Here is a 7,170-nt window from a genome sequence, read left to right as displayed (position 1 = left end):
AGGGCCTCGCGAACGGCCTCGGTGAGGCTGCGGGCGCCGCGGTCCAGCGCGGCGGCGAGGGTGGGCAGCGCGGCGCGGACGCCGATCGAGGCGCTGGTGCCCGCGTAGACGCCGCCCAGCAGCGGGTCGACACTGCGCTCGACCACCTGCCGTCCGAAGCGATCGGCGACGAGACTGTGCACGTCGATATCGGCGCCGGGCGTCCAGTCGAGCGCGCGCTGCGGCTCGGCCGCGACCTGTGCCAGCGTGGCGTCGTCGACGAGCCCGCGCAGGGATTCGGCATCGGACGGAATACCCATCAGGGTGCGCCCGGGCAGCGGATGCGCCGTCCCCTGTGCCCACACCAGCGGCCGCTTGCCCGCCGGGCGGACGAGCTGGTCGTCGATGCCGAGCTCGGTCATCAGCTCGAGCACCTCGGGCCTGCGCCCGACGAAGGCCTCGGCGCCGAGATCCACTGGCTCCCCGGCCAATTCACCGGTGTGCAGCACTCCGCCGACACGCGCGCTCTGCTCGAGCACCACGAGGTCGGCCTCGGCGCCCAGCCGCTGCCGCAGTCGATACGCCGCGACGAGCCCACTGATGCCGCCACCGATGATCGCGATCCGCATGCCTCGACCGTAGTCGCGCCGGCACGCGCGCCGGAACCCACACCCTCGGCGCTGTCACCGGGATCACGAACCGCCCACACCACCCGACCCCGCGCGGCAACCACCGGGCCGAGGTGCCGACACGACGGGGATCTACAGCGAGTGCACCAGCTCCACCAGTGCGGTCAGCACACCCGGATCGGTATCGGGCTGCACACCGTGGCCCAGGTTGAAGATGTGCCCGGTCGCGCCGAGGGTGATGGCGTCGTCGGCCTCGCGCAGGATGCGGCGGGTCTCGGCCTCGACCGCGTCGAACCCGGCGAACAGGATCGCCGGATCCAGGTTGCCCTGCAGGCCTTTTCCGGCGCCGACGCGGCGCACGGCCTCGGTGAGCGGCACCCGCCAGTCGACGCCGACCACGTCCGCGCCCGCCTCGCCCATCGCGCCGAGCAGCTCGCCGGTCCCGACACCGAAATGGATGCGCGGCACACCCGCCGCGGCGACCTCGGCGAACACCCGCTCCGAGTGCGGCAGCACGTACTCGCGGTAGTCGGCCAGCGACAGCGCGCCCGCCCAGGAGTCGAACAGCTGCACCGCGTCGACACCGGCGGCCAGCTGGGCCTGCAGGAACGCGATGGTGATGTCGGTAAGCGCGCCGAGCAGGGCGTGCCAGGTCTGCGGATCGGCGTGCATCATCGCCTTGGTGCGCTCGTGATGCTTGCTCGGTCCGCCCTCGACCAGGTAGGAGGCCAGGGTGAAGGGCGCGCCGGCGAAGCCGATGAGCGGGGTGTCGCCGAGCGCGTCGGTGAGCAGGCGCACGCCCTCGGCCACCGCGCCGACCTCTTCGGGCCGCAGCCGCGGCAGAGCCCGCACGTCGGCCTCGGTCCGCACCGGCGCGGCGACGACGGGGCCGACGCCCGGCACGATGTCGAGGTCGATGCCCGCGGCCTTGAGCGGAACGACGATATCGGAGAACAGGATTGCCGCGTCGACGCCGTGGCGGCGGATCGGCTGCATGGTGATCTCGCACACCCGCTCCGGGTCGAAGCAGGACTCGAGCATGCCGATGCCCTTGCGCAGTTCCCGGTACTCGGGCAGCGAGCGGCCCGCCTGGCGCATGAACCACACGGGGCGCCTGCTGGGCGTCGCGCCGGTGGCGGCGGCCAGGAAGGGGGCATCGGTCAACCGGCGGCGGGTGTAAGTGCTCATCGGTGTTCATCCTAAGCGGCGGGGCGCGGCGTGCCGTCAACTGTCGCCCCCGCGGCGCACCCGACGGGTACACACGCGGACATCGGACGAACGACCCCCCGGCCCGCCTCATCGCACATCGCGCATCACACCGAGCCCGAGAATGCGCGCTGCGCAACGCAGCCCGGACCCGGCGACGTGTGGCGGCGCGCCTCCGACGACGCCGAGCACGCACGGTCTACCGTTTCTCCTCGTGACACCGCTCGACATCCGCGACGGCGCCGCACCGACCGGGGGAACGCCCCGCGAGCCTGCTTCTTTCCGGGCGGCGGTCGATGCGATGGGCACCGCAACCGTGCACCCCCGAATCGAGCTGGCGCCTATCCGTCCCCCGCAACGGTTGGCGCCGTTCTCCTATGCGCTCGGAGCGGAGGTCACCCACCCCGACAGCGCCATCGTGCCGATCGATTCCGAGGGGGACGCGTTCGGCAGGCTGATCCTGCTGCACGACCCCGAGGGCGACGAGGCCTGGCACGGCGTGTTCCGGCTGGTCGCCTACATCCAGGCCGACATCGACGCCGCGCTCGCCGCCGACCCGCTGCTGCCCGAGGTGGCGTGGAGCTGGCTGGTCGACTCCCTGGAGTCGCGCGGCGAGCCGTTCACCGCGCTCGGTGGCACGGTCACGGCCACCAGTTCGGTCCGCTACGGCGACATCGCGGGCCCGCCCCGGGCTCACCAGCTGGAGCTGCGCGCCTCCTGGACGGCGATGAACACCGAGATGCGCCGGCACGTGGAGGCATTCTGCGAGGTACTGGCCTTCGCCGCCGGGCTGCCACCCGCCGGGATCACCCATTTGCGACCGGAGTCGTATACCCGCACCGATCGCCCTTGAACGCCACGTAGAGTTCACGTTTATGCCGGTCGCCGAGGAACCAACCGCAGCAGAGCCCCTGCTCGCCCCCGCCGAGGGGGTTCCACCCGTGCTGGCGACCGCCGACGAGGTCGCCGCGGCCGCCGCGAAGCTCGCCGCGGGCACCGGCCCGCTGGCGGTCGACGCCGAGCGCGCGTCCGGGTTCCGCTACTCCGCGCGGGCCTATCTGATCCAGCTGCGCCGGGCGGGCGCCGGCTCCTTCCTGATCGACCCGATCCCGCTGACCGACGCGCTGATCCCGTTGGCCGCGGCGATCAACCCCCTCGAATGGGTGCTGCACTCGGCCGACCAGGATCTGCCCGGCCTGGCCGAACTCGGGCTGCGGCCGGCCCGGCTCTTCGACACCGAGCTCGGCGGCCGGATCGCCGGTTACGAGCGTGTCGGCCTGGCCGCGATGGTGGAGAACCTGCTGGGCCGGTCGCTGCGCAAGGGTCACGGCGCCGCCGACTGGTCGACCCGGCCGCTGCCCGACGAATGGCTCAACTACGCCGCCCTGGATGTGGAACTGCTGCTGGAGCTGCGCGACACCGTCGCCGCCGATCTCACCGAGCAGGGCAAGATCGAGTGGGCCGCCGAGGAATTCGAGCACGTCCGCACCATGGACCCGCCCGCGCCGAAGGCCGACCGCTGGCGGCGCACCTCCGGCATCCACACGCTGCGCCGCGCCCGCCAGCTGGCGATCGTGCGCGAACTGTGGACCACCCGCGACGAGCTGGCCCGCGCTCGTGATGTCGCGCCCGCCCGCATTCTGCCCGATTCGGCCATCGTGGCCGCGGCCACCGGGGAGCCGCGCAGCATCGCCCAGCTGCGCACGCTGCCGGTCTTCGGCGGGCCGCGCCAGCGACGCTACTCCCGGGACTGGCTGGCCGCCGTCGAGCGCGGCCGCACCCTGCCGGACAAGGAACTGCCGCCGCTGACGCTGCCCTTCGACGGTCCGCCCCCGGTCAACCGCTGGGAACGCCGTGACCCCGCCGCCGCGGCACGCCTGGCCACCGCGCGCAGCGCGATGGGCGAACTCTCCACCGAGTACGCCATCCCGGTCGAGAACCTGCTCTCCCCCGACCTGGTCCGCCGGTTGTGCTGGGACGGGCTGCCCGACTACAAGAACGTCGGCGAACCCGACGAGCTGTCGGCCACGATCGAGGACTTCCTCCGGGCGGGCGGCGCCCGGCCGTGGCAGCGCGCGCTGGCCGTGCCCGCGCTGGCCAAGGCGCTGACCCCCGCCGAATAGACCACCGGCCCCCGCCGCGTCACGCGACAGGGGCCGAGGGGTGCCGAGAACTGGTCAGGGGGCGGGTTGCGCCTGTTCGACGAACCGGTTGGTGTAGGTGGCCGCGAGGTCGATGCGGTCACGGACCGGAGCCACATTGCGCGAATACTGGCCGAGAATGCGCAGCACGTTCTGAGCGCCTTCGGTTTTCATGAGTCCGTCGCCGTTGAACATGCCGATCGAGTCGCGCAGGGACTGCACGTAGAGGGCCGGATCGCTGCCCGCGTACTGCGAGGGCATCGTCGCGGCGATCTCCTCGGGCGTGTGGGTGTCGATCCAGCGCAGGGTCTGGACGAACGCGTTCGCCAGCTTCTGCACGATCTCCGGGTGCGCGGACACGGTGTCGCACTTCATGTACAGCGAGGAGGCCGGGTACAGACCGCCGAGGGCCGCGCGGGTGCCTTCCTCGTTGCGCATGTCGGTCAGGATCTTCGCGTCGCCGGACTGCACCATCTTGGCGACGGTCGGGTCGGTGGTCATGCCCGCGTCGATGCCGTCGTGGTTCATGCCGGCGATGAAGGTCTGACCCGCACCGACTTTCACCCGGGTGTAGTCGGAGGTGCTCAGGCCGGCCTGGCCCGCGAGCGCCTGGGTGAGGAAGTCGGTCGACGAGCCCAGCGAGGTGACGCCGAGTGCGCGGCCGCGGAAGTCGGCCGGACTGCGGATGGCGTCGGCGTCGGCGGTGGAGACCAGCTCCACCTCCCCCGGCACGTCGGCGAACTGGACCACGGTCTGCAGGCACTGATCCTTGGCCTGCAGGTCGATGGTGTGGTCGTAGAAGCCGACCACGGCCTGCACGTCACCGGTCAGCAGCGCGGTCTCGGCACTGGCGCCGGACTGTTCGCCGAGCAACTTCACGTCGAGGTCGTTGGCGTCGAAGGCGCCGAGCTGCTGGGCCAGCATGGCGGGCAGGTAGATCACCTTCTCCAAACCGCCGACCATGATGGTGATCTGGGGCCTGCCGTCGGCCATCGGGATGGTGCGCGAGTCCCGGCACCCGGTGGCCAGCAGCAGCGAACTGATCGCGAGCAGGGCGACGGCGAGCGGCTTGCGGTATCTCATCGTCTACACCCCGTGTCCCGACTGGGCCTGCGAGGGACGCCATTTCAGCAACCGGTTCTCCGCGACCCCGATCAGCCATTCGGCTATCAGCGCGACCACCGTGATGATGATCATGCCCGCGTAGATGCCCGCCGCGTCGAAGGTGCCCTGCGCGTTGGAGATCAGCAGACCCAAACCCTTACTGGCACCGGCGTATTCACCGACGACCGCGCCGATCAGCGCGAAGCCGAAGGCGGTGTGCAGGCTGGACAGGATCCAGGTGGTGGCGCTGGGCAAGACGATCGAACCGAGGATCTGCCGCTTGCTCGCGCCGAGGATGCGGGCGTTGTCGATGACGTTGCCGTCGACCTCCCTGGCACCGGTGAACGCGTTGAAGAACACCGCGAAGAACACCAGCACGACCACGGTCGCCACTTTGGACTCCAGGCCGAGACCGAACCAGATGATGAACAGCGAGGCCAGCACGATGCGCGGAACAGCGTTGAGCGCCTTGATGAACGGGGCGAGCACGTCGGCCCAGTAGCGACTGCGGCCGAGCAGGGTGCCCAGGACGACACCGGCGACGGTGCCGATCACGAAACCGAGCACGGCCTCCTGCACCGTGGTGAAGATCTGCAACCAGATCGAGCCGAACTGCGTTCCCTCGGTGAACCATTCGACGAGCCGGTCCCAGATGAGCGAGGGCTTGGAGTAGAAGAACGGGTCGATCCACACGCTGGCGACCAGTTCCCACGAGCACAGCCACACCGCGATGAGCGCGGCCCGCAGACCCCACACCCGCAGCTTGGACTTGCGGTGCTCGGCCTTGACCCGAGCCAAGATCTGATCCTCGGTCTCCGCCTCGACCTCCGGTACGGTGACCGCGATCTTGTCCATCGTCTCAAGCGACACGGGTCGCTCCCTTCATGCGAGCCGCCTCGACCTGATCGCGCAGCGTTTCCCAGATTTCCTTGTAGAGGTCGCGGAACTCCTCGGTCAGGCGTACCTCCTCGACATTGCGCGGCCGTTCGAGCGTGACGCGGAAGTCACCGCACACCGTCGCCGGGCTCGCGGTCATCACCACGACGCGATCGGCCAGGGCGATGGCCTCCTCCAGGTCGTGGGTCACGAAGATCACCGCGGCGTCGGTGCCCGCCCACACGCGCAGCAGTTCGTCCTGCATGAGCTGGCGGGTCTGCACGTCGAGCGCGCTGAACGGCTCGTCCATGAGGATGATCTCGGGCTCGTTGACCAGTGTCTGCGCCAGCGCGACGCGCTTGCGCATGCCGCCGGAGAGCTGATGCGGGTAGTAGTCCTCGAACCCGGCCAGACCGACGATGCGCACCCACTCGGCGGCCTCGGCCTTGGCCTGGGCCTTCGGCACGCCCCGGAACCGCGGGCCGAGCGCGACGTTGTCGAGGACGCTGCGCCAGGGCAGCACGGCATCCTGCTGGAACATGTAGCCGATGCCGTCGGGGATGCCGTCGACATCCTTGCCGCGCACCAGCGTCCGGCCCGCCGAGGTCGGCTCGAGGCCGGACACCAGCGAGAGGGTGGTGGACTTACCGCAGCCGGTCGGGCCGACCACGGCGACGAATTCGCCTGCGGCGACGGTGAAGTCGATGTTGCGCACCGCGGTGTGGATGCCACCGCCGGTTCCGGGGAAGCGCTTCGTCGCGCCCCGGAGTTCGATGAGTGGATTGCTCATTGCTGCTCCTGTGTCCGGCGCCGCTGGGTGTGATGTGCGGCCGCTATCGAAAGATAAGTGGGCTGGGCCACAGTGCGCGCGCTTGTGCGCACAACCAGCGCAACCAGCGATTCGACAGGTTGTGCGCATTGTGCTCACGCGGTCGGGGCGTGCCTACACTGAGCCGGTGAGGCTGTTCCCCCGGGGCGTCCGGCTGCGGACGCAGATCGTGTTGCTGCAGGTCGCGCTGGTCGCGCTGACCCTGGGGCTCGCGTTCGGGGTGTTCGCCTACCTCAGCGATCAGCGGCTCACCGCCGAGTACGGGCAGCGGGCGCTGGCGATCGCGCGGACCGTCGCCAGTGATCCGGTGGTGCGCGCGGAGGTCGCCCGCTATGCGGCGCTGCCGCTCACGCCGGGGCCCGCGCTGCGCACCGAGCTCGCCGGCGGGCAGCTCGAGCGGACCGCC

The 7,170-nt window shown here is 70.7% G+C and carries 7 protein-coding genes and 1 pseudogene; 3 read left to right on the top strand and 5 right to left on the bottom strand.

The features are described from left to right. Both V8688_RS30630 and hemE read right to left on the bottom strand, forming a co-directional pair. Positions 1 to 608 (bottom strand): FAD-dependent oxidoreductase (locus V8688_RS30630; RefSeq protein ID WP_342802251.1); only part of this gene is annotated, 608 nt, incomplete at its 3' end. A gap of 132 nt (positions 609 to 740) precedes the next feature. Further along, entirely contained in the window at positions 741 to 1,796 is a 1,056-nt protein-coding gene (hemE, locus tag V8688_RS30625) for a uroporphyrinogen decarboxylase (protein ID WP_342802250.1), read from the bottom strand. 232 nt (positions 1,797 to 2,028) lie between these two features. On the opposite strand from hemE, the gene V8688_RS30620 reads away from it, so the two are divergent. Together V8688_RS30620 and V8688_RS30615 are read left to right on the top strand one after the other, a co-directional pair. Then, a complete protein-coding gene (locus tag V8688_RS30620) occupies positions 2,029 to 2,667 on the top strand; it encodes a DUF3000 domain-containing protein (protein WP_308248649.1) in 639 nt (212 codons plus the stop codon). 22 nt (positions 2,668 to 2,689) lie between these two features. Then, positions 2,690 to 3,937 (top strand): HRDC domain-containing protein, encoded by a 1,248-nt coding sequence (locus V8688_RS30615; protein WP_342802249.1) that lies wholly within the window; start codon positions 2,690 to 2,692, stop codon positions 3,935 to 3,937. Between the two features lie 54 nt (positions 3,938 to 3,991). On the opposite strand, the gene V8688_RS30610 is transcribed toward V8688_RS30615, so the two are convergent. Genes V8688_RS30610 through V8688_RS30600 form a run of 3 tightly spaced genes read right to left on the bottom strand, consistent with a single transcriptional unit; the run spans position 3,992 to position 6,725 of the window. After that, positions 3,992 to 5,038: an ABC transporter substrate-binding protein gene (locus V8688_RS30610; RefSeq protein WP_218721162.1), complete on the bottom strand. Its 1,047-nt coding sequence runs from the start codon at positions 5,036 to 5,038 to the stop codon at positions 3,992 to 3,994. 3 nt (positions 5,039 to 5,041) lie between these two features. Further along, positions 5,042 to 5,929: an ABC transporter permease gene (locus V8688_RS30605; protein WP_218721163.1), complete on the bottom strand. Its 888-nt coding sequence runs from the start codon at positions 5,927 to 5,929 to the stop codon at positions 5,042 to 5,044. Further along, positions 5,919 to 6,725: an ABC transporter ATP-binding protein gene (locus V8688_RS30600; RefSeq protein ID WP_218721164.1), complete on the bottom strand. Its 807-nt coding sequence runs from the start codon at positions 6,723 to 6,725 to the stop codon at positions 5,919 to 5,921. The genes V8688_RS30605 and V8688_RS30600 overlap by 11 nt, the downstream gene beginning before the upstream one ends. Positions 6,726 to 6,891: 166 nt before the next feature. Between V8688_RS30600 and V8688_RS30595 the strand changes: the two are divergent. After that, a pseudogene (locus V8688_RS30595) lies at positions 6,892 to 7,170 on the top strand (histidine kinase); the annotation flags it as partial.

Origin of the sequence: Nocardia sp. No.11 (assembly GCF_038752175.1) — a bacterium.
Lineage (GTDB): Bacteria > Actinomycetota > Actinomycetes > Mycobacteriales > Mycobacteriaceae > Nocardia > Nocardia canadensis.
Note: the sequence above shows the minus strand (reverse complement) of the source record. Positions and strands in the feature narration are given on the sequence as shown.

Coding starts and splice junctions, on each gene's coding strand:
- V8688_RS30600 (WP_218721164.1), bottom strand. CDS start 6,725: ATGAGCAATCCACTCATCGAACTCCGGGGCGCGACGAAGCGCTTCCCC.
- V8688_RS30615 (WP_342802249.1), top strand. CDS start 2,690: ATGCCGGTCGCCGAGGAACCAACCGCAGCAGAGCCCCTGCTCGCCCCC.
- hemE (WP_342802250.1), bottom strand. CDS start 1,796: ATGAGCACTTACACCCGCCGCCGGTTGACCGATGCCCCCTTCCTGGCC.
- V8688_RS30610 (WP_218721162.1), bottom strand. CDS start 5,038: ATGAGATACCGCAAGCCGCTCGCCGTCGCCCTGCTCGCGATCAGTTCG.